The organism is Verrucomicrobiia bacterium (assembly GCA_036405135.1).
Lineage (GTDB): Bacteria > Verrucomicrobiota > Verrucomicrobiia > Limisphaerales > JAEYXS01 > JAEYXS01.
The window spans coordinates 100937-123261 of record DASWYF010000047.1 but is presented as its reverse complement, the minus strand read 5'-3'; the positions used below and the strand labels follow the sequence as shown (position 1 = coordinate 123261).

Annotated in this window: 17 protein-coding genes; 12 read left to right on the top strand and 5 right to left on the bottom strand. The window is 55.8% G+C overall.

Annotated features, from left to right (window positions below; genetic code table 11):
• Positions 1-22: 22 nt before the first annotated feature.
• The 9 genes from VGH19_21530 to VGH19_21490 all read left to right on the top strand — a co-directional run bounded on the left by VGH19_21530 (position 23) and on the right by VGH19_21490 (position 11884).
• Positions 23-511: a hypothetical protein gene (locus tag VGH19_21530; protein ID HEY1173961.1), complete on the top strand. Its 489-nt coding sequence runs from the start codon at positions 23-25 to the stop codon at positions 509-511.
• Between the two features lie 99 nt (positions 512-610).
• Positions 611-964 carry an autorepressor SdpR family transcription factor gene (locus VGH19_21525; protein ID HEY1173960.1) on the top strand — a complete coding sequence of 118 codons (354 nt, stop codon included), beginning with the start codon at positions 611-613 and terminating at the stop codon, positions 962-964.
• Positions 885-1577: an SdpI family protein gene (locus tag VGH19_21520; GenBank protein ID HEY1173959.1), complete on the top strand. Its 693-nt coding sequence runs from the start codon at positions 885-887 to the stop codon at positions 1575-1577. Before VGH19_21525 ends, VGH19_21520 begins: the two co-directional genes overlap by 80 nt.
• A gap of 27 nt (positions 1578-1604) precedes the next feature.
• Positions 1605-2951, top strand: coding sequence for an SGNH/GDSL hydrolase family protein (locus VGH19_21515; protein HEY1173958.1), 1347 nt, complete (start codon positions 1605-1607; stop codon positions 2949-2951).
• A gap of 406 nt (positions 2952-3357) precedes the next feature.
• Positions 3358-4941: a patatin-like phospholipase family protein gene (locus VGH19_21510; GenBank protein ID HEY1173957.1), complete on the top strand. Its 1584-nt coding sequence runs from the start codon at positions 3358-3360 to the stop codon at positions 4939-4941.
• On the top strand, positions 4895-6439 hold the full coding sequence (locus tag VGH19_21505) for an AMP-binding protein (protein ID HEY1173956.1): 1545 nt from the start codon (positions 4895-4897) through the stop codon (positions 6437-6439). Before VGH19_21510 ends, VGH19_21505 begins: the two co-directional genes overlap by 47 nt.
• Positions 6436-7719 (top strand): thiolase family protein, encoded by a 1284-nt coding sequence (locus VGH19_21500; GenBank protein ID HEY1173955.1) that lies wholly within the window; start codon positions 6436-6438, stop codon positions 7717-7719. The genes VGH19_21505 and VGH19_21500 overlap by 4 nt, the downstream gene beginning before the upstream one ends.
• Entirely contained in the window at positions 7716-9977 is a 2262-nt protein-coding gene (locus tag VGH19_21495) for a 3-hydroxyacyl-CoA dehydrogenase NAD-binding domain-containing protein (GenBank protein HEY1173954.1), read from the top strand. Before VGH19_21500 ends, VGH19_21495 begins: the two co-directional genes overlap by 4 nt.
• Positions 9974-11884, top strand: coding sequence for an acyl-CoA dehydrogenase family protein (locus VGH19_21490; protein ID HEY1173953.1), 1911 nt, complete (start codon positions 9974-9976; stop codon positions 11882-11884). Before VGH19_21495 ends, VGH19_21490 begins: the two co-directional genes overlap by 4 nt.
• Before the next feature lie 162 nt (positions 11885-12046).
• On the opposite strand, the gene VGH19_21485 is transcribed toward VGH19_21490, so the two are convergent.
• Entirely contained in the window at positions 12047-13015 is a 969-nt protein-coding gene (locus VGH19_21485) for a hypothetical protein (GenBank protein ID HEY1173952.1), read from the bottom strand.
• 305 nt (positions 13016-13320) lie between these two features.
• On the opposite strand from VGH19_21485, the gene VGH19_21480 reads away from it, so the two are divergent.
• Genes VGH19_21480 through rsfS form a run of 3 tightly spaced genes read left to right on the top strand, consistent with a single transcriptional unit; the run spans position 13321 to position 16823 of the window.
• Complete coding sequence (locus tag VGH19_21480) at positions 13321-15717, top strand: carbon starvation CstA family protein (GenBank protein ID HEY1173951.1); 2397 nt, start codon at positions 13321-13323, stop codon at positions 15715-15717.
• A 19-nt stretch (positions 15718-15736) separates the two neighbouring features.
• Positions 15737-16312, top strand: a complete 576-nt coding sequence (gene nadD / locus VGH19_21475; protein HEY1173950.1) for a nicotinate-nucleotide adenylyltransferase — start codon at positions 15737-15739, stop codon at positions 16310-16312.
• A 28-nt stretch (positions 16313-16340) separates the two neighbouring features.
• Positions 16341-16823, top strand: a complete 483-nt coding sequence (gene rsfS / locus VGH19_21470; protein ID HEY1173949.1) for a ribosome silencing factor — start codon at positions 16341-16343, stop codon at positions 16821-16823.
• A 212-nt stretch (positions 16824-17035) separates the two neighbouring features.
• Here rsfS and VGH19_21465 read toward each other — a convergent pair whose 3' ends face one another.
• From VGH19_21465 to VGH19_21450, 4 genes are all read right to left on the bottom strand, one after another.
• Positions 17036-19066 (bottom strand): response regulator, encoded by a 2031-nt coding sequence (locus VGH19_21465; protein HEY1173948.1) that lies wholly within the window; start codon positions 19064-19066, stop codon positions 17036-17038.
• Positions 19067-19137: 71 nt separating this feature from the next.
• Entirely contained in the window at positions 19138-20760 is a 1623-nt protein-coding gene (locus VGH19_21460) for a CheR family methyltransferase (GenBank protein ID HEY1173947.1), read from the bottom strand.
• Between the two features lie 192 nt (positions 20761-20952).
• A complete protein-coding gene (gene pncA / locus VGH19_21455; protein HEY1173946.1) occupies positions 20953-21555 on the bottom strand; it encodes a bifunctional nicotinamidase/pyrazinamidase in 603 nt (200 codons plus the stop codon).
• Positions 21552-22301: an NUDIX domain-containing protein gene (locus VGH19_21450; protein HEY1173945.1), complete on the bottom strand. Its 750-nt coding sequence runs from the start codon at positions 22299-22301 to the stop codon at positions 21552-21554. The genes pncA and VGH19_21450 overlap by 4 nt, the downstream gene beginning before the upstream one ends.
• Between the last annotated feature and the right edge of the window lie 24 nt (positions 22302-22325).

The window sequence follows — 22325 nt, the reverse complement described above, 5'->3', positions numbered from 1 at the left end:
AGTTGAGAGAAAGCATTTGGTCATGAAAGCTTCATTGTATTGGGGTTTGCTGCTGATTGTGTTCGGGATGGCCTTTGGCATCATTCAGAGTATTTTGGTGACGGTATTTATCGCCGTAATCGCAGCGATCATTTGGAGCAGAAGACGGCAGAAAAGAATCAAATGCCGTCAGCTTTATCCAAAAGATTATGCCTACTGCCTTTATATCGAATCGATGTCCCAGCCGATGATGGCGAGGATCGAATCTATTCTGGCTGAACTTCCTCAGAAGAATGAATCGGAGGTCGAGGCATGGATAAAAGAGTTTGAAGAGGTTGATTCATACACAGAAAGAGTCGCTGCTGCGGGCAGCATATGGATTTTGGGCAGGGAAAAGGTCAGAGAATTGTTTACCACGCAGTTTCCTTTTCTGGCGATGTTGGGGCTGTACTATGCTGTTTGCCGCTCAGCCTACTACGCGCGTCATAATGGCCATAATAAGCACCCCACGCTAAAACCAGGAGAAATCTGATCAAAGACGGCAAAGCCGTCCCTACTCCGCCGCGCCTCACAATAATAAACTGTTGTGCATCCATTAATATTTAGATATTTGTCTAAATATCGAATCGCTATGGACAGCCTTTTCAAGGCGTTGAACGACCCGACCCGCCGCAAGATCCTCGAACTCTTGCGGCGCAAGCCCATGACGGCGGGTGACATTGCCGACCAGTTCCAGATCAGCAAGCCCAGCATCTCGCACCATCTCGATCTGCTGAAGCAGGCGGACCTGATTCTCGCGGAGCGGCAAGGGCAGTTCATCACCTATTCGTTGAACACGACGGTGTTGGATGAGTGCCTGGCCTGGTTGATGGACCTGTCCAAACCTGCAAAGAAGGAGACGCCTCATGAATTTGCTAAAAAAAGAGTGGCTGCAACTGTTCATCCTCGCCGTGCCATTTTGCGCCGCCGCCCTGCTGTGGGATAAGCTGCCAGAGAAAGTGCCCTCTCACTGGAATGCGGCCGGCCAGATAGACGCCTACTCCGGCAAGACATTCGGCATATTGTTGCTGCCGATCACCAATGCCGCCGTTGCCTTGCTCATGGCAGTCGTGCCCTTCATCGACCCAAAACTAAAGCAGCAAAGCACGGAAGCCCAAGCTAGTTCGCGTCAAACCATCCGCACTATCCGGCTGGCATTGACGAGCTTCTTCTCCTGCTTCTCGTTGCTGATCCTGGCGGTGGCGTTTGGCTGGTTTCGCAATGGCACTGCTTTCGCCCATTACATTTACATCGGTCTGGGGATGCTGTTCATCGTGCTGGGAAACTTTATGACGAAGCTGAAACCCAACCGCTTTGTGGGCATTCGCACACCTTGGACGCTCGCTTCTCCTGAAGTGTGGGCCAAGACTCATCGCTTGGGTGGGCCCGTGATGGTCGCGTCAGGGTTTATCATGTTGGTGATGCTATTGGTCGTGCCTTTTGAGAAGTATGCTTTTTACGTGGTTTTGCCCATTGTGCTGGGGATGGCATCGATCACTTCGGTTTACTCTTACATTCTGTATCGGAAAGAATCTCCGAACACATCAGCCGTACGCTAATCCTTGTGCAAGGCTGGCTTGACTCTCTTGAGGCCACTTGCCGATGATGGCCGGGTGAACACACGCTTTCTTTCCGCTCGCCAGCTGGTCTGCGCCCTTGCGCTTTCCTTTGCTTCTTTAAGCTTTGCCCAGACCTACGAGGTCAAGCCATCCGCACCTGAATTCGAGAAATTCAAGCCCCTCCAAGCGCCTGAAGCTCCCGCCAAGTTGCAACTGAAGCAGGGCGACAAGCTCGCGATCATCGGCGACTCCATCACGGAGCAAAAGATGTATTCGCGCATCATGGAGACGTATCTTACCGTCTGCACGCCGGACCTCGGCATCACGGTGCGCCAATACGGCTGGAGCGGTGAACGCGCCTCCGGCTTCATCAAACGCCTCACGAATGACTGCCTGCGCTTCGGACCTACTTTTGCTACGACCTGTTACGGTATGAACGATCATCGTTATGTGCCTTACACGGATGAGATCGGTGCGGACTATCGCGCGAACTCCCTCGCCATCATTCGTTCGTTCAAGGCGAACAACGTGCGCATGATCCATGGTTCACCGGGGACCGTGGGTAAGATGCCTCATTGGGTTAAGAGTGCGAGCGGCACGGTGGAGGATTTGAATTTGAACCTCCTCAACCTTCGCAACAGCGGCATCGAGATGGCGAAGCAGGAAGGCGTGGGGTTTGCGGACATCTTCTGGCCGATGTATACGGGCGGCTATTTCGCGCAGAAGAAATTTGGACCGGATTTCATGGTCTCAGGCAAAGACGGCGTGCATCCGGGTTGGGCCGGGCAGGTGGTGATGGCGTATGCATTCCTCAAATCCATGGGCCTTGATGGCGATATCGGCACACTCACTGTGGATTTGAAGAAAAAGAAAGGGACTGCCTCCATGGGCCACGAAGCATTAGCCGGTACGGGCGAAGAGTTCACCTTCAAGAGCAGCCGCTATCCCTTCTGCGCAAGCGGGCCGGAGAATCTGGACAGCAGCATCCGTGGTGGCATGAGCGTGGTGCCGTTCAATCAAGACCTGAACCGCCTGATGCTCGTCGTGAAAGGTGCTACGAAAAAGAATTACAAAGTCACTTGGGGCACCGAGACGCACACCTACACGAAGGAAGAACTCACCAAAGGCGTGAACCTCGCCGCAGACTTCGTCACTAATCCGTTCAGTGACGCATTCAAGAAAGTGGATGATGCCGTGCTGGCGAAGCAAACTTTCGAGACTCAGCAGATCAAGAAAGATTTCCGCAGTCCTGAAGCCAAGGCCGATATGGAAGCTGTGGTAACGAAGACAGAAGCGCAACGCACGCCGCTCGCGGAAGCCATCAAGAAGTCCTTTGTGCCCGTCACGCACACTGTGAAGATCGTCGCCGAATAATAGAGGATTGGAGTCCTCTAACCGATAAACCTCGCACATCGCCTCCTGTCTGTCATCGGCAGGAGGCGATTTATTTTTGCCATAAAATGGCCGAAAAATGCATGGTCCCGGTTGACCTTTGAACAAGGAGGCTTACGTTAACGTCAGATAATTAAGCACAACAAATGGACTCAAGAGTTACACTGATAACCCTTAACAGAGCCGGCGATGGTGAGCCGGGGACGCCCAAAGTCTAGCGTCTGAGTCCGCGCTAAAACGTCCTTTCCGTTCACCGTCAATGGCGGTGACGGAAATGCTCAAAACAGCACATAGCTTCATTGCGTCGAGAGAGGCCAGGCCCCTCTCCTTACGCCTTGGGCATCTCCTCCTTCCGTCCCCTCCGCCCATCGGACCTTCGCCAGTAGTGGTGTTCGCACCATTGACCGCAAATCTTCCTGCCATCGATACCATCACCAAGATAGGCACCTTGCTTGGAAAAGAGACAAACCGTCGGCCTTTGATTGTTTCCCTGGTCAATCACGATGCAGCTTTTGCTCTGACAGACTGGCTGAAATCCCCGCCGCACCTGAATGGTGAATTTATTCTCACACCGGCCATCGATCAAACTCATGGCGATACCGATTGGTTAAGCGCAAAACTGGGTGATGAAGCGGGTGAAATAAAGGCGCTCGATGAACTGCTCCGTCATGCGCGAGAACATTATGCGCATGTGATCGTGTTGGCGGCGGCCGAGTTGAAAGCAGATGTGCTTTGCCGGGTGTTAGGCTTGGTGGACAAGGCATTTGTCATTCTGCGTCAATCGCCGAACCAGGTTTACAACTATCATCTCATCACCGCGGAGATGGAGAAGTTGAATACGGGGCGCAAACCGCATCTCAAACCGCTCCTTTACCTGGAAGAAGGCGAGAGTGCTCATGGTTTCACCGAATTGTTTTATCGCACAGAAGAGATCGATCCGCCTGCGCTCTACGGTCGCATGACGAGTGAAGGCGTCGGCAGTCTGCAAGTGCTGCGGGATTGTGGGAAAGCACGCGAGATACAGCTTCGTGGCATAGCTCGGGAAATCGCCGGGACACGCATTGGCCTTGCACTTTCTTCCGGTGGAGCGAAAGGGCTGTCGCATATCGGAGTCATCCAAGTTTTGGAAGAAGCCGGTATCGAGGTGGATGTGGTGGCCGGTTGCAGCATGGGCGCTTACATCGCATCCCTCTGGGCGCATGGGCATGACGGGCATCTGTTGGAAGACTTGGCGGATGAAGTAAAGGGGCGCTGGGGATTCTTTAAGTTGTTGGATCCCTCCATGCCACCGCGGCGGGGCTTTATCTTTGGCGGTGCGGTCAAGCAACGGTTGGAGCGCACCATCGGTCAGTCGCACTTCTCGGACATGGTGCGGCCTTTGCGTATCGTCGCGACAAACTATGACACGTTGGAACGGGCAGTCTTCGCCAGTGGGCAAGTCTCCAGCGCAGTTCATGCGAGCAGTGCCATTCCCGGTGTTTGCGTGCCGGTTGAGATTGGCCAGGAGATGTTCGTGGATGGTGGCATCTCTGATCCATTACCTGTCGATGTGCTGCGGGAGATGGGCGTGGAACGGATCATCGCAGTGAACACGATTCCCACGCCCGCTTACTTGCGTTGTGTGCGTGATCTGGAGCGCGAGAAGTCGGCAGCGGAGCCGAAACGCTTCTCGCTGATGCAGCTCATCAACCAGCATTTCAATTTTTTTGCGAACGGCAACATCCTCGACAACCTCATGCGCAGCGTTCACGGCGCGCAGATACGCGTGGCCGAGGAAGCCTGCCGTAATGCGGACGTGGTGTTACGTCCGCTCTCGTGCGACGGCAAGTGGCACGAGTTCAGCAATCCCGGCAAGTACATCGCGCTTGGTCGCCAGGCCGCTCAGGAGCAGCTCGACGAGCTTCGCAAACTAGGAAAGGAACCCCATGAATGCGCTGACCCAGCTCAAAACCGGATGGCAGTCGCTGCCTAAGGATACAATCCGCCGCCTGCAAGGCGAGCAATTGCACTCGTGGCTGAAGGACAACGTGCTGCCTTTCTCCAAACATTATCGCGAGCTCTTTCACGAACGCGGCTTAAGCGCGGATGATATCCAAACGGTGGATGATTTGCGGCTGTTGCCTTTTACCAGCAAGGTGGACCTGCTCGCCACGCCGGAAGCGCCGACTAAGTCCCGCGATTTCATCCTCGCACCTAATCCGAAGGAATTATCGAAACGTCCCAGCACCATCTTCCGTGCGTTGATGCACGGTAGCGATGCGGTAAAGCGTGAACTGCAACATGAATTCCGCCCGACATTCATGACTAGCACGACGGGTCGTTCCGCCGATCCAGTGCCGTTTGTTTACAGCGGGCATGATATGGATTTACTCCGCAGCACGGGACTGCGGCTCTTCAAGGTATGTGAAGCGCACAGTGATTATCGCCTGTTGAACTTCTTTCCGTATGCGCCGCATCTGGCCTTCTGGCAGACGCATTACGGAGCCACGGAGTTCGGCGTATTCATGCTCAGCACGGGCGGTGGCAAGGTGATGGGCACGGAGGGTAATCTGCGAATGCTGCGGAAGATCCAGCCGGATGTGCTCATCGGCATGCCGACCTTTATCTATCACGTCCTTCAAGAGGCGGTGCAGGAGGGTGTGACTTGCCCGAACTTGAAACGCATCGTCTTAGGCGGCGAGAAAGTGCCAGATGGAATGCGCCGTAAGCTCGCGCACTTCGCGGAAGAGATGGGGGCGAAGGATATCGATGTCATTAGCACCTACGGTTTCACGGAAGCCAAGTGTGCGTGGGCAGAGTGCCCTTGCTCAGTGGATGAAACGCCTACGGGTTTTCATCTGTATCCAGACACGGGAATCATCGAGATCATCGATCCGGTGAGCGGTGAAGTGGTGCCGGATGGGCATCCGGGCGAAATCGTTTACACGCCCTTGGATTCGCGCGGCAGCGTGGTGCTGCGGTATCGCACGGGCGATTGCATCGATGGCGGGCTGACGTATGAGGAGTGTCCGTATTGCGAACGGAAAGTGCCGCGGCTCGTCGGTCGCATCTCCCGCACATCGGAGATCCGTGAGATGCATTTGGACAAACTGAAAGGCACGCTCATCGACTTCAACGAACTGGAGCACGTGCTGGATGACGCGCCTGGCATCGGTGCCTGGCAGCTCGAACTGCGCAAGCAACACGATGATCCGCTGGACCTAGATGAAGTGATCCTGCACGTGAACGCCTTGAGCGATGCCACGCAAGATCAAGTGACGCGCAGTCTCAATCATCGTTTCGCCGCTCACACAGAGTTTCGTCCCAATCGCGTCGAGTTCCATGACGCAGCGACGATGCGTGAGCTGCAAGGTGTCGGCACACAGCTCAAGGAGCAAAAAGTTGTGGATCATCGCCCGAAAGGGAACGGGACGAAAGCCAACAGCGTATCTTCAAATGGGAAACACTCTGAGATGGAGGTGGCATCGTGAAAACACAATCACTTGTGATCGTGGATGGTGTCCGCACACCTTTCATCAAGGCGGGAACAGACTTCGCGGAATTGGGTGCGGATGAATTGGGGCGCGTGGCAGTGAACGCCTTGCTCACACGCACGGGCTTGGATCCGGTGCTGGTGGATGAAGTGATCTTCGGTTGTGTTGCGCAACCGGCGGATGCGGCGAATGTGGCGCGGGTCATCGCCTTGCGCGCTGGAATTCCCGAAAGCGTTCCGGCACTGACGGTGCATCGCAACTGTGCCTCTGGCATGGAAGCGGTGACACAGGCGTATGAACACATGATGGCTGGTCGCGGCGAGGTATTCATTGTGGGTGGCGCGGAGAGCATGTCCCAAGTGCCGCTGATGTATCCGCATAGTGCAGCGGAGAAGTTCACGAAGTTGAACAAGGCGAAGACGTTGCCGCAGAAGTTGCAAGCCATAGCCGGTTTTCGCCCCAAAGATTTCAGTCCGCGTGTGGGATTGTTACTGGGGCTGACTGATCCGACTTGTGGATTGAACATGGGGCAAACGGCGGAAGTGCTGGCGCGGGAACTAGGTATCACACGCGAAGAGCAAGATGCCTTCGCGATGGAATCGCATCGTAAGGCATTGGATGCGACTACCCGTCTCGCCGAAGAAATCACGCCGACCTATCTGCCGGGCAAAGAACCGGTGGTGAAGGACAACGGGCCGCGCAACGATCAAACGCCGGAAGTGCTCGCAAAGTTGCGGCCGATCTTTGAGCGCGGCACGGGCACAGTCACAGCGGGTAATTCCTCCCAAGTCACGGATGGTGCGGTGGCCTTGCTGGTGATGAGCGAGGAGATGGCGGAGGAGCTGAACTACAAGCCGCTCGGTTATCTGAAAGGCTATGCCTACAGCGGCTGCAATCCGGAACGCATGGGCTTGGGGCCGCTCTTCGCGATGGATCGGTTGGAAGAGATCACGGGTTTGGAATTGGGCGATGCCGATCTGGTGGAGATCAATGAAGCGTTCGCCGCGCAAGTGCTCGCGGTATTGCGCGCAGCGGCTTCGGAGAAGTTTTCACGCAAAGTATTGGGTCGTCGGTTGCCGTTGGGCGAGGTGCCAGTCGACAGGTTGAATGTGAATGGTGGTTCGATCGCCCTGGGGCATCCGGTGGGAGCTACTGGGGCGCGGTTGATTTTGACGGCATTGAAGGAACTCGAACGACGCCGGGAGAAGCGGGCTTTGGTTTCGCTCTGTGTGGGCGGCGGCCAAGGTGGCGCACTTTGGCTGGAAAGGAGCATATGAAGATCACGAAACCCATCACGGAGCGGTTGGTCACCCAGGCAGGGAAAGGTGACATTACGCCCATTGAAGTGACATCACCGGCAGGCGGTGCGGTGCAACATGAAGTGCTGGCGGATGGCACGTGCGTGCTCACGTTCGATTGTCCGGGCACCTCCGCCAATGTCTTCAATGAATCGGTGCTGAGAGAATTGGATGAGCACATCGGCATCATCGGAAGTGATGCTCGTGTGAAGGGGCTCGTGCTGCGCAGTGCCAAGGAATCTATTTTTATCGCGGGCGCAGATTTACACGCGCTGTCCGCTTCGCTGGAATCGTCAGCCGAGCCGTCACCCGGTCTGGCGGAGTTCATCGAACTCGGGCAGCGCGTCTTCACTCATCTGGCCGCACTGAAAGTGCCGACCGTGGCAGCTATCCACGGTGCCTGTGTCGGTGGTGGCATGGAGCTGGCACTGGCTTGCGATTACCGCATCGCCTCACCGGACAAGGTGACGAAGCTGGGCTTTCCCGAAACACAGCTTGGGATACTACCGGCATGGGGTGGCTGCACGCGCTTGCCGAAACTTGTCGGTTTACCTACGGCGTTGGATCTCATCCTGAAAGGGAAAATGCTTCCGGCTCGTAAGGCACAGAAGGTCGGGCTGGTGGATGCCACGGCACCAAAGGAACGGTTGCTCGATCTGGCGCGGCAATGGTTACGGAAGGGTAAACGTCCGGCTTCTCGCAAGCTGAACGTATTGCTTACAAATAATTCGCCCGTGGCGCGGTTAACCTTGCCTTATGTGCGCACGAAGGTGATGAAGGAGACGTATGGCCACTATCCGGCAGCGCTCAAGGCGTTGGAAGTGACCTGTCTTGGTGTAGGTGCGAAAGAGGAAGAGTCATTGAAGCGTGAACGTGATGCGATTCTCGCGCTGGCAGGTACAGAAGCTTCGCGGAACTTGATGCGGCTTTTCTTCCTGCAAGAGCGGGCGAAGAAAATCCAAGCGGAAACGGGCTTCAGCCTGCGGCCGGTGGCGGGGAGGAAAGTTGCGAAGTCTTTCGATAATCTGCCGCTGATCAAGCGACCTGCGGTCATTGGTGCGGGTGTGATGGGGGCAGGCATCGCGCACTGGCTCAGTTCTCGCAAGCTGCCGGTGTTGATGCGTGATATCAATCCGGATGCGGTGGCGAGGGGCATGACGGCGATCCATAAAAATTATGATGAGGCTGTGAAGCGGCACATTCTCACGCGCACCGAAGCGCGTGCAGGCTATGACCGCATCTATCCCGGCACAGGTGATGTCTCCTTGCGGAACATGGACATCGTCATCGAAGCAGCAGTGGAGAAGATGGATCTGAAAAAGGAATTGTTCCGCAAGCTCGCGGCGCAAACAGGGCCGGAAACGATTCTGGCGACGAACACGTCGGCACTTTCCGTCTCGGAGATCGCCGACTCCACACCTTCACCGGATCGTGTGGTAGGCATCCATTTCTTCAATCCCGTGCATCGCATGCAGCTGGTGGAAGTGGTGGTCGGTCATCACACAGACCCGATGGTGCTGGAACGGGCGGTGCGATTTGTACAGCAGATCGGCAAGCTGCCTGTGGTGGTAAGCGACAGTCCGGGCTTCCTCGTGAACCGCATTTTGATGCCATATCTGATGGAAGCAGCCACGTTGTTCACTGCAGGGGCGCGAATTGAAGATATTGATGCGGCGATGTTGGAGTTCGGGATGCCGATGGGGCCATTGCGGCTGGTAGATGAAGTGGGACTGGACGTCGCACATCATGTAGCCGAGACGCTGACGCTGCATTTCAATGACCGGATGAACACACCTGCGGTGCTGAAAAGCATGTTAGGTGCGGGCTTGTTGGGGAAGAAGAGCGGTCAAGGCTTCTACCGGCATGAGCAGAAGAAACCGCTGCCGAACGAGGCGGTAAGGATGTATCAGCAACCAAGCTGGGCGGATAAACTGTCCCGTGCTGATCTGCAACGGCGCATGGTGTTGCTGATGGTCAATGAAGCAGCACGGTGCTTGGAAGAAGAGGTTGTGACTGCGCCGGAGGATGTGGACTTCGCGATGGTCATGGGCACGGGCTTCGCACCATTCCGGGGCGGGCCCTTGCGCTATGCGGATTCGCTCGGCCTCGCACGCGTGGTGAAGGAGATGCAGCACGAGGCGGACATGGGTGATCCTTATTTTACGCCTTGCTCGTTGCTACAACGCAAAGCTTTGCGCAATGAAACGTTCTATCCCCAGAAAGGAGTAATCGTATGAAAACCCTGGAGACTCACGAGCCTGAGACGAAAACGTCAGAAAACACGCCGTTGATCGATACCTCGAAGATGTCGGATGGACAACGTGCGGCCTTGGAGATGACGGAGGCAGCGCGTGAACCAGAGCGCAATCGTGCGACCTATGCGAGCGGGCTGTTCATGGGCGAGACGAAGTTCGATGAAGCGTTTCCGTTCCCCGAGCAAACCCATGAAGATCGAGACCAAGGCGATGCCTTCTTGCTGCATCTGGGTGATTTTTTGCGCCACTACGTGAACCCGGATGAGATTGATCGCACGGGTGAGATTCCACAGCACGTCATCCTTGGGCTTAAAGAAATGGGAGCATTCGGCATCAAGATATCACATCGCTACGGCGGTTTGGGTTTGTCGCAAACAAATTACTGTCGTGCAGCGGAGATGTTGGGCAGTTATTGCGGGAACCTCACGGCACTCATATCGGCGCATCAATCTATCGGCGTGCCGCAACCGCTCATTCTTTTCGGCACGGAAGAGCAAAAGAAACGGTTTCTGCCGCGTATCGCGAAAGGGGAAATCTCGGCTTTTGCGCTGACGGAAACAGGTGTTGGCTCCGATCCGGCGCGGATGCAAACCCGCGCGGAACCGACGGAGGATGGTCGTTATTTTGTTATCAACGGCGAAAAACTTTGGTGCACGAACGGAACGAAAGCGGGATTGATCGTGGTGATGGCGAAGACGCCAGCGGCCGATGGTAAAGGGCGCGATCAGGTCACGGCCTTCATCGTAGACATGCGTTCGGTGGGCATCGAAGTGGTGCGGCGCTGTCACTTCATGGGGTTGCGGGCGCTATATAATGGCGTCATCCGCTTCACGAATGTGAAGGTGCCACGGGAAAACATTTTGCTCGGGGAGGGCAAGGGTTTGAAAGTGGCGCTTTCCACTTTGAACACAGGACGCCTGACATTGCCTGCGGCTTGCACGGGTTTGGCGAAACGGTGTCTGCAAATCTCGCGCGAATGGGCGAAGGAACGCGAGCAATGGGGCGCGCCCATCGGCAAGCATGCAGCCATTGCGGACAAGATCGCACGTATGGCGGCGGATGTATTCGCCATGGAAGCGATGACATTGATGACCGCGAGCAAGGTGGATAAGGACAAGCATGCGGACATCCGCGTGGAAGCGGCGATGTGCAAGCTCTGGGGGACTGAGCGCGCGTGGGAGATGGTGAATGATACCATGCAGATCCGCGGCGGACGCGGCTTTGAGACAGCGGCATCCCTGCAAGCGCGTGGAGAAAAACCGGTCGCGGTAGAGCGCATGCTACGGGACAGCCGGATCAATACGATCTTTGAAGGTTCCAGCGAGATCATGCGGCTCTTCATCGCGCGTGAGGCGCTGGATCCGCATCTGCGTGCGGGTGGAGCGGTGTTGAACACGCGTCTCTCAATGAAGGAACGCGTAAAAGCGGCGATGAAGGCGGGAGTCTTCTACGCGAAGTGGTATCCGAAGCAATGGCTGCCATTGGGTAATGGCAACACCCCGAAGCTGTTGTCACCGCTAGATGCGCACCTGAGTTATGTGCGGCGCACAGGGCGCAAGCTGGGACGGGCGCTCTTCCACGCGATGGTGCGGTTCGGTCCAAAGCTGGAGAAGCAACAAGTGTTGCTGGGCCGGTTCGTGGATATCGGCACGGAACTCTTTGCGATGACGGCGACGTTATCGCGTGCACAAAGCGTGTGGGAAACGGAGCATCGCGAGGAAGTGTTGGAGCTGGCGGATTGCTTCTGCCGGAATGCGCGGCTGCGGATCGCGAGATTGTTCACGGCGTTGCATGAGAATGCGGACCGGGGAAATCACAAGTTGGCGCAGGGGGTGACGGAGGGAAAGTATGAGTGGTTGGAACAAGGCATATTGAAGAATGACAAATGACTGTATGGATATATGGCGCGCTCATCCCTCACCTATCTGGGAGACGGCTCATTGAGAAGCGCCTTTTTCCTTGTGTCGTCGGTGTAAGAATTTCACAGACCCGTCTTGTAAAGCAAACGCTACGATCATCGCACCCGATAGCAAGGAGATCGCTGACCAGAATCACACGCCCTGCTTCTTCGGCACCAGCGGGGTTCCGCGCTTGCTGGAAGGCACACGCCAACCCGTGCCCATGAGCGCATCAAGGTAAGGATACAAGGTCACTTTGCGGGTGGTCAGGTTGTAATGATAAAAGGTGTAGCTGTTGTTGCGCAAAGGAAACTTGAGTGGCTCTCGCCACATAGGACGAAAATCGTTCAGCGCGAGGAGGTAGGATTGTCCTTGTGAATCATCATCAGAGGTCTGGACAATCACCTGATCACCCCACAGATCGACGGCATAATGCGGTTCGGAGAGAAGATAGAAACTCCGCTTCCAGGTGATGCCCAAACTGTCCTTGCCATCCACACCAGGCCTGGTCGTTAGGCGATGAGTGAAACCGTCCCGATCCTTGAATCCCTCGCTGTTCGCACTTTTTACCACACCATAGGTGGAAAGTGTGAAAGTCTTGAAAACCGCCTGAGCCCCCGGCACGAAATAAACGCCATGAACCTCCCGATCGTTCTGACCAGGCACAAGATGCAAACGGGCCTTGCCTGCCGGCGCAGGAATCTCAAAGCCCTTGGGAAACACCAATGGTAAATCCTGCAGAAGCGGACCGGCAAAATTGAACTTCACCAGACGCCAACCGGTCTCGTCTTTGCGGGTCAATGCCCACAACGCGCCGTCATCCAGCACATGCAGTGCGTAGATCGTCTGGCCGGGCGGCAAGAGGTATTCCTGCTGGGGGGCGCCATCGGTGTCGAAGGCTTGCACGACGCTTTGCCCCTTGCCGGGAACCACGCCGCCCACATAGAACCAGTTGAACCCTGCAAGGGTGAACGCGCTCTCCCGGCTTGGTTGCAATGCTGCCGATAACGACACCACGCGCTCCGTCAATTGGACCGGTTTGGTCTGCGCCTGAACCTGCCATCCACCGATCAGCAAACCAAAAAACAGGAGCCACCTTAACCGCCACAACAACCTTTTCATAAATTCTTCCGTTACGAAATTCATACAAACCTATTTTATCGGACGTCTAAAGCCGAGAAAATACTCAGTATTACCCATGGCCTCACTTCGTGAGAATGGCTGATGACGAAGCTCAAATGACCGAGGAAATGGCAGAAAAGCTCCAAGTCAAAGATTATTACCGCTTTCATTGGTCCTTGGTCATTCGGATTTAGGCATTGGTCATTCTGCAAAAAGGTGAGTCCAAGATTGCCTCAGATGGACTTAAAACCGTAAGCTGGCTTTTATCCCTTGGGCATCTGCCTTGGCGGAAGCCTTGTTTATCCATGAAGAACGCACTTAAGTTATTCGGTTGGCTGGCCGTTGTGTTGCTGGGTGTCTTTGCCTACGCCACCATCGCTTTCAAACGAGGTGAGCCGATCAATTCGGCCTACATCCTCATCGCCGCCGTCTGTTCCTACGCCATCGGCTACCGCTTTTACTCCAAATGGATCGCGGCCAAGGTGCTCATGCTCAATGACCGCCGTGCGACTCCATGCGAGGTTCAGGACGATGGCAAAGACTTCGTGAAGACGAATAAGTGGATCGTCTTCGGCCACCACTTCGCGGCCATCTCCGGCCCGGGGCCACTGGTCGGTCCGGTGTTGGCGGCACAATTCGGCTATCTGCCGGGTGCTTTGTGGATCTTGATCGGTGTGGTCTTGGGCGGCGCGGTGCAGGATTTTGTTATCTTGTTCAGCTCTATGCGACGGAATGGTAAGTCGCTGGGCCAGATGGTGAAGGAGGAGTTGAACACCACGGCGGGTTACATCGCGATGTTCGCGATTCTGGCCATCATGGTGATTCTCCTCGCCGTGTTGGCGCTCATCGTGGTGAAAGCGCTCGCAGAGAGCCCATGGGGCGTGTTCACGGTGGGAGCCACGATTCCGATCGCCATGTTTATGGGATGCTACTTGCGTTTCATCCGCGCGGGCAAGGTGATGGAGGTCACTGTCATCGGTATCATCTTGCTCTTCTTCGCGGTGTGGGGCGGCAAGTTTGTACATGAACATCCCACTTGGGCGAAGGCACTGACATTCACGGCGGAACCGCTGGCGTGGTCAGTGATCGTTTACGGCTTGGCGGCGAGTGTGTTGCCGGTGTGGCTGTTGCTTGCACCGCGCGATTACCTCAGCACGTTCATGAAGCTGGGCACGATTTTCTCGCTGGCCGTCGGCATTCTCATCGTGCTGCCGGTCTTGCATATGCCGGCCGTCACACCGTTTGCAGACAATGGTGAGGGTTTGGTTTTCGCGGGCAAATTGTTCCCGTTCTGTTTTATCACCATTGCGTGTGGCGCTATCTCGGGTTTCCACACGCTCATCTCCAGCGGCACGACACCGAAGATCATCACGCGTGAAGGTTATGCACGGCCTATCGGTTACGGCGCGATGTGCTTGGAATCTCTCGTGGCTATCATGGCGCTTATCGCTGCATGCACACTGGATCCTGGGGTTTACTTCGCCATGAACATGAAGGGCACGCCGGAAGCGACTGCGGCTACGGTCACAGCGGCGGGCTATCCCGTTACGGTGGAGCAAATGGAGAAAGAGGCGAAGGACATCGGTGAACACACGCTCTTTGGCCGCACTGGTGGTGCCGCCACTCTCGCCGTCGGCATGGCGCACATCTTCGCAAAAGTCGTCGGCCATAAGTGGCTCGATCTCTGGTATCACTTCGCGATCATGTTTGAGGCGCTCTTCATTCTTACCACCATCGATGCCGGTACGCGTGTAGGACGATATTTGTTACAAGACCTGTTAGGACACGTGTGGAAACCCTTGGGAGACACCAAGAGCACCTTCTCCAATTTCTTTGCCAGCGTGTTGCTCGTGATCGGTTGGGGGTACTTCCTGATCCAAGGTGTGCGTGATCCTTTGGGCGGCATCAACTCGCTCTGGCCGCTGTTCGGTATCGCGAACCAGTTGCTGGCGGGTATCGCTCTGTGTCTGGCCACAACGGTGATCCTGAAGATGCAGTTGAATCCTCCCGCTGCCGGACCGGATAATCCGAAACCCGCTCCGGGCAAGCCTATCTACGCACTCGTCACTATCATTCCATTGATCTGGTTGATGACGGTGACGATGACGGCGGGTTATCAGAAGATGTTCCACGAAAGCCCGAAGATCGGTTTCCTCTCCCAAGCCAGATCGTTGGATGAAAAGTTGCCGAAACTGCAAGAAGCCTTGGAAGGGGCTAAGACCTTGGGTGAAGCCAAGGCCATCGCCGCCGCCGAGAAAGCGGTGAAGGAAAACCGCATCCTGCACTTCAACCAGATGCTGGATACGGTTGTGACCGGTGCTTTCCTCGTGATGGTGGCTATCATCATCATCATGTGCGTGCGTGAGTGGACGCTGCTGTTCGCACGGAAGAAGATCGCGCAGCTGCAGGAGAACCCTCCGGTGTGGTTGCCGGAGTATGCTGTGGTGGAAGGCAAGCCGTTCAACTGGTTTGGCCTAGCCTCGCTCATTTTCCTGATGATCCGGGAACTTTCCACGGAAGCGGCGATTGAGCGCGAACAACAACGCGTCGTTTACGAATGCGCTCCAACGGAAGGCAGCAAAGTCGCTGTCAGCCTGAGCGGTGGCAGCAACCTGCCGCAAGTGGCCGAACCGCTGACGGCTGGCGAAGCCTACGAGAAAGTGACGGAACGCCGTTACGAAGGCGTGACCCGCTGCTGCTGACCTGTTAGCGTCTCCGCACATGAAGCGTATCGGCCTCTTTGGCGGTTCGTTTGATCCCGTGCATTGCGGGCATCTGCTCATGGCCCGTGCCGCCATGGAAGAGGCGCATTTGGAGCGGATGATCTTCATCCCCGCCGCCAAGTCGCCCTTCAAGCCGGACAGTGTTTATACACAGACGGAATTGCGGGCGGCGATGTTGCGGCTGGCCCTGGCCGGGCAACCTGAATTCGAGGTGGATGAGTTTGAGATGAACCGTGGCGGGGTGTCTTACACCATCGATACGGTGCAGGAGTTTCAGCGGCGTTATCCCGGCACCCAGTTCTCCTACCTTATAGGGGCTGATCATGTGCCGTTGCTGCCTAAGTGGCGAAATGCACCGGAACTGGCCAAATTGGTGGAGTTTCTGGTCATCCCACGACCGGGAGAACCTCCGGCACCCCTGCCTGAACCGTTCCGCGGACAGGTCTTGAAAGGGTTCCCATTCGGCGTTTCTTCCACGAAAATCCGGGAACGTGTGAAGGCCGGTTTGCCGATTGACCATTTGGTGCCCGCCGTGGTCGCCGAAAGCATCCGTAATAATCGGCTTTATCTTTAAGCCCGGATTGCTCATTCTCCGCAGCAACATGGAATCGAAGAAGCTGGCGCTCGCTTGCCGCGAGTATGCTGACAACCGCAAAGCGGAGAACATGGTGATCCTGGACATGCGTCCGGTATCCACCATCGCGGACTATTTTGTCATCGTCACGGGTACCAGCGAGCCGCACCTGCGCGCCATCTCCGACGAGATCGAGACGAAGGTGCAGGAAAATTTCGGTGTCCGCCCCCGCGCTGTCGATGGCACCATCCAAGGTGCTTGGATGGTCTTGGACTACTTCGATGTCATCGTGCACATCATGCGCAACGACGCGCGTGAGCGTTACGACATCGAGAGTCTGTGGAACGATGCGCCCCGTCTGGATGTCGCCAAGGAATTGGCAGCTACAGCTGAACCCGTTCCGACAGCTGAAGAAACGTCGTCATCCAAGCCGAAGAAAAAAGCTGCCGCCAAAAAGACGACGGTGAAGAAGGCGGCGAAAAAAGCGGCCAAGAAAAAGAGCGCGGAGTAAGTGCTTTCCCCTGTGCCGATCGGCACGAAAGATTCATAGCGGCGGCTTTTCAAGCCGCCGTTTGTGTTTCGATCGGAACATCGTCACGTAGTGACGGAAGAATCTCAGATCGGTAGAAGTCTTGCGTCGCTATGCGACGCTGAAACGGGAAAAGCCAGGCACGGGTTAAAACCCGTGCTATGAATCTTACTTCGCTAACGTGAGGAATGAACTTACCGCTTCTGCTTCCCCCAACGCCTTAACGCTGCCTCGATTTCCTTCGGGCGGACGGGTTTGCTGATGTAATCATCCATCCCCGCTTCGAGGCATTTCTCGCGGTCGCCTTCCATTGCGTTGCCGGTGATGGCGATGATCTTCGGACGTTTATCATCCGAATAGCGCTTACGGATCTCACGTGCGGCGGTGAACCCGTCCATCTCGGGCATTTGCACGTCAAGGATCACGAGATCAAACGGATGCTGCTCCAGTGCAGCGAGCACTTCGAAACCATTCGCGGCCAGTTCAGGACGATAACCCATCTTGTGCAGATAAGACTGCCCCACCTTCAAGTTCACCGGATTGTCATCCGCCAGCAAGATGCGCAAAGGCATTTGCGCAGCCAAAGTCGTATCCAGATCTGTACTGGCGAGCGGCTTGGGCGCAGCATCTGCCACGGAAACAGCTCGGGTCAACGATTCGTAAAGCGCGGAACGGCGGGCGGGTTTCAGAACACTTTGCGTGATGCCAAACCCGCGCAAAACATCATCTGAACTTCGCAGGCGTTGAACGGACAACAACACGACAGGCAATGTCACGCCGACCTCATGAGCGCGGATCTGTGTGACCAGTTTCTCCACTTGCGTATTGGGCAATTCGCGATCGATCAACAGCAGATGCGGTGCTGGTGCCTGCCCGAGACGGGCGAGCAAAGTCTCAGCATCCGAGGCAAAATCCACATCCATGCCCCACGGAATGACCATCTGGCGCAGTGACTGGCAAGATGGCGCATGGTCTTCCAGCACGAGCAGTTTCTTGCGACGCAATGCCGAGCCCGTGCCCGTCACAGTATCGTAAGGTTGATCAGCATGCTCTGCGCGAACAGTGAAATGAAACAAGGAGCCTTTGCCACCCTCGCTCTCCACCCAAATCTTTCCGCCCATCAATTCTGTGAGGCGTTTGCAGATGGCAAGCCCCAGTCCGGTGCCGCCGAACTGGCGTGTAGTGGAACCATCCACCTGGCTGAAAGATTTAAAGAGACGATCCTGCTTCTCTTTCGGAATACCGATGCCCGTGTCTTGCACGCAGAAATGCAGCCCGTCCGGGTCATTCTTCACATAAATGACCACTTCTCCCTTCGCCGTGAACTTCACCGCGTTGCTGACGAGGTTGACGAGAATCTGACGCAGACGTGTGACATCACCATAAACCATCAACGGGACTTCATCATCTGTGACACAGGCGAGATCGAGATTCTTCTCCGCTGCTTTGGATGCGACGAGCTCCAAAGCCTCCTCCACGCATGTACGTATCTCGAACGGATGATTCTCGATCTCCAGGCGTCCAGATTCGATCTTCGAAAAGTCAAGAATGTCGTTGATGATTGTCAGCAGCGCTTCCGCGCTGGTGCGGATCGTTTCAACATAATCGCGCTGCTCGGCGTGCAATTCCGTCTCCGCGAGCAAGGCCGTCATGCCGATGACACCGTTCATCGGCGTGCGCACCTCGTGGCTCATGTTCGCGAGGAACTCGGACTTGGCCTTGGTGGCGTCTTCGAGCTTTTGATTCAGCGAGATGAGCGTGGTGTTGCTGTCCACCAGTTGCTGCTGGCTTTCACGCAAGGCGCGATACGCTTCATCACGTTGCAACTGCCCCACATAACCGCGCGTGTGATAGCGGATGCGTGCGACGAGTTCGATGCGATTGGGCAGTTTGACCAGATAATCATCCGCACCGGCTGCGAACGCATCACTCTTGGTCGTCGGCTCGTCTTGAATAGAAAGAACGATGATGGGGACGCCTTGCGTGACAGGATCATCGCGAAAACGTTGCAACAAAGTAAGGCCATCGAGTTCCGGCATCACCAAATCCAGCAAGATCACCGTGGGACGGATCTGATGGGAAAGCGCAATGGCATCCAGTGGATTGGAGCAGTAGTGGAAATTGATGTCCGGCTCGTTGGCGAGACTGCGGCGTACAGCCTCAGCTATGATGGATTGATCGTCCACCAATAGCACCATAGTAGGATAGTCCGCAGGTCCCCTCATGGATAAGGAGACATTAAAGAGTGCCTCAAAAAGTTACGACTGGATTTTGATGCCTGATGACAAAATCCGTACTATGACGGATTTGTTTCCGGTTTGTTTGCCAGACGACGCGGCTGGTTGCGTTGCAAGATGCGGTTCATCTTGGCATGCAATTTCTCCAATTCCGCCGTATCCCCCTGCATTTCGGCCAGTTCGATCAACATTTTGACCGCTTCCTGATGATTGCCATCAAGCTGGACGACACGCCGGTAAGTGGCGATCGCCTTAACCGCGTCTCCTTGGGCATCTTGGAGAAGACCCATGAGAAAGTGAGCATCGGCATCCGAGGAACCGCCGGCAAGCAGTCCGCGCAACTTGGCTTCCGCTTCCACCAAGTTCCCGGCTTCGGCCAGTTCCTTGACGTCTTCGATGATGTCCACCGTGTCTTCTGGCGACGCCGCACGACGTGTTTCTTTAGGCTGCTGTTGCTGCTTTGGCTGCCGTTCGGACTTCTCCTGTTTCTCCGGCTTGTCGGATTTCTCCTGCCGTTCAGGACGCTCTCCCTTATCTGTACGCTCGCCCCTCTCAGGACGTTCTGCGCGTTCGGGACGTTCTTGTCCTTGCCGCTCGGGGCGCTCTGGACGTTCGCCACGTTCCTGGCGCTCAGGTCTTTCCTGACGCTGGCGTGGTTGCCGTTCAGGACGTTGCGGCTTGGGCTGTTGTTGCGCAGCGGCTGGCTGCTCTCCTTCCGCAGTTGTGGCAGGAGCTCCTTCAGGATTCTCTGATCCAGCAGGATCTGCACTTCCATCCCCAGAGGCTTCACTTGCAGGTGCCGAGGCATCCACACCCTCTGCTTTTGCAGCTTCGTCTGCTTTACCTTCTGCACCTTCGGCAGCAGGCTGGACTTTCGGCCGCTCCTGGCGCGGCGGCGCCTGACGGAATGCGAACGCATGCGGGATGCGCAACGTGCGGAAACCATTCGCCAAGAAAATGCCGCCTTCACCTGCGGCCACAAAGATCACACCCTCGGGCTTGAGGAGCTGGCGTAAATGCGCGAGTGCTTTGGCTTGATCTGGCCGTGCGAAGTAGATGAGGAGATTGCGGTTGAAAACGAAATCGTATGGTTCACCACTTGCCACCGTCTCCAGCTGCAAGAGATTGCCCTGGCGGAATTTCACCAAGCTCTTCCATTCGGCAGTGAGGCGCAACGTATCCTCCGAAACGCTTGCGAAATGTTTCTGACGAAATTCTTCCGGGCACTTGCGGAAAGCGGCGGTCTTATATTCGCCAGCTTCAGCGAGTTTCAGCGCACTGCCGTTGATATCCACGGCATCTACAGTGAATTGCTCGGGTGTCAGCCCAGCCTCGATCAGCGCCGCTGCAATGTTGTAAGCCTCCTCACCCGTGGAGCAGGGGAGGCAGAGGATGCGCAAGGGCGCGGGATTCTTCTTCAGGCGGTCTTTCGCGAGCTTGGCCAATGTCTCAAAGGCCACAACATCGCGATGGAACCAAGTCTCCAAGACAGCAACCGCTTCGATGAAACGCTGCTTTTCTTCTACATCCTGTTCGAGACGTTGCTGGTAATCCTCAGGCGTATTGAGGCCGAGAGAACGCTGGCGTTCTTCGATGAAATTGGTGGCTGCGACACCCGCTGCATTGCGGAGCGTCAGTCCGCTGGCTTTTTGTAAAATGAGTGAAAATGGTTCGAGATTCATGCGACCTCCATGAGGTTGTCAGCCAAGGCAGGGAATCGTGTCGATGGCTGGTTTGCCGCAAATAAAATGGATGAAAAAAGTGTCATGTGTCGTGATCGCGCTCAGACGGCAGGCTGCACTGAAGGACAGACAGGTGCAGGGCCGGTGTGAACGGCTTCGCTTGTGGTGGTTGACCGGGAGAAAGGCCGGCGGCTATTCGATGTGGATGCCGGCTTTGCGCATTTCCTCGATGGCATTTTTAGAATCGTCCGGTTTGAGATTTACGCCCCGGCATCCTGCGGTCACGAGGTAGACGTTGAAACCAACTTGCCGGGCATCCAACGCTGTGAACTTCACACAGTAGTCGGTCGCCAGCCCGGCGATGTAAACGTCAGTGACCCCGAGACCTTTCAGGTAGTCCGCCAACCCGGTGGACTTGCGGTGGCCGTTGTCATAAAGGGCGCTATAACTGTCGATCTCTGGATCAGTGCCCTTGTGAAAAATTCGTTTGATACGGAAGGTGTTCAGGCCCTTGACGAACTCCGCGCCTTTGGTGCCTTGCACACAGTGGTCTGGCCAGAGGATCTGTTCCAGACCGTTTAAATCGATGAGATCACCCGGTTTCCGGTCCGAGTGATTGGAAGCGAAGCTGCCGTGGTTCTTGGGATGCCAGTCTTGCGTGGCGACGATGATATCGAACTCCGTCTGGAGCCGGTTGATCACGTCCACCACTTCGTCGCCGCCGCGTACTGCCAGGGCGCCTCCTGGCACAAAGTCATTCTGAACGTCTACTATGATCAGCGCCTTGTTGCTCATGCCTTGGGTGCGGGCTTTTTGGGTGCGTCCGGCTTGATCTCGAACGTGAAGCCCTCTTCCAGCATCTTCTGGTAGCGCTTTTTGTCGAACCGGTAGAGGCGGGCAGGCGGGCCGCTCTCAGTGCTGTCAAATTCGTTCAGCGGAGTCAGCATGCCGGTGGCCAGAATCTTCTTCCGGAACCCTTCGGCATCGATCGGCTTTTCCAAAATGATTTCGTAAACCTTGCGGAGCTGGTTCAAGCGGAACTTACCGGGCAACAGATCAAAAATGATCGGCGCGTAGATGACCTTGCCCTGCAACCGCTTGATGGCCATGGCCATGACCTGGCTATGATCAAACGCCAGCGGCGGCAACTGACGGATGGGATACCAGCAAGTATTCAACGCGTCCGAGCCTGCGACCGGACGGTGCTCCTTCAAACGGACGAGAGAGTAATACGCCACGCTGATGACGCGCTCACGGGGATCGCGTTTCGGTTCACCAAACGTGTAAAGCTGCTCGAGGAAAATCTTTTCCATGCCCGTCTCTTCCGCGAGCTCGCGCTCAGCAGCGACGTCCACGCTCTCATTGATCTCCACGAAACCGCCAGGCAGAGCCCAGTGATTCTTATAGGGATCAGCACCGCGCTGGATGAGCAGGACTTTGAGATCGTTCTCGTGGATGGCGAAGATGATGCAATCCACCGTCACCGCTGGATGCGGGTAACGGTAGCAATACATGTTCTTCTTGTCTTTTTCCGCGCTCATAGGATGTCACCCGGCTTTCTCCAC